The organism is Ochrovirga pacifica, from assembly GCF_000220525.1.
GTDB classification, from domain to species: Bacteria; Bacteroidota; Bacteroidia; order Flavobacteriales; family Flavobacteriaceae; genus Ochrovirga; species Ochrovirga pacifica.
The window spans coordinates 1-927 of sequence record NZ_AFPK01000075.1 but is presented as its reverse complement, the minus strand read 5'-3'; the positions used below and the strand labels follow the sequence as shown (position 1 = coordinate 927).

Annotated in this window: 1 protein-coding gene; it reads left to right on the top strand. The window is 38.7% G+C overall.

Features of this window, described 5'->3' with window-relative positions; genetic code table 11:
• Positions 1-927: thrombospondin type 3 repeat-containing protein (locus FS85_RS16915; RefSeq protein ID WP_010137164.1), on the top strand; the 927-nt coding region annotated here is incomplete at both ends.

Genomic DNA, 927 nt, shown 5'->3' with positions numbered 1-927 from the left:
AGATGTTTGTGATGAGGACGATGACAACGATGGTGTCAATGATGACGTAGATAACTGTCCTACAGTAGCTAACCCAGATCAGGCTGACCTAGATAATGATGGTCAAGGAGATGTTTGTGATGAGGATGATGACAACGATGGTATCAACGACGACGTAGATAACTGTCCTACAGTAGCAAACGCGGATCAGGCTGACTTAGACAACGACGGACAAGGAGATGTTTGTGATGAGGACGATGACAATGATGGTATCAATGATGACGTAGATAACTGTCCTACCATTGCGAACCCTAATCAAGAAGATGAAGATAATGATGGTATTGGGAATGTTTGTGACGATGAGGAGTGTTCTGATTTACGATTAGATATGGCTGTAAAAGCTTACGATGTTATTGAACTACCATTTTCTGGAAATGATTCAAAATTTAGATTGACTTCTTTAGGTAAAATAAAGAACAACAGCGGAGTTGTTGTAGCAACTGTATGGAGAGTTAGAAATCCATTTGATAGTAAGAAACAATTAACTTTAAAAGCAAACAATAATAGTTTTGAATATACTTTTGAAGCAAAGGCAAAAACAGAGTACTTTATTAAAAGTTCTGATGTGTCAGGTGCAGCTACACATAAATTGTTTGAAGGCTTAGTTTTAAAACAAACAAAAGCAGCAGGCTCTAATGAGTTCTCTTATTCAACATTAATTAAGAACCCAGGTTGTGATTTAGATTCTGACAACGATGGTATCAACGATGATGTAGACAACTGTCCTACAGTAGCTAACGCAGATCAAGCAGACTTAGACAACGACGGACAAGGAGATGTTTGTGATGAGGACGATGACAACGATGGTGTTAATGATGACGTAGATAATTGTCCTACAGTAGCTAACGCAGATCAAGCTGACTTAGACAACGACGGACAAGGAGATGC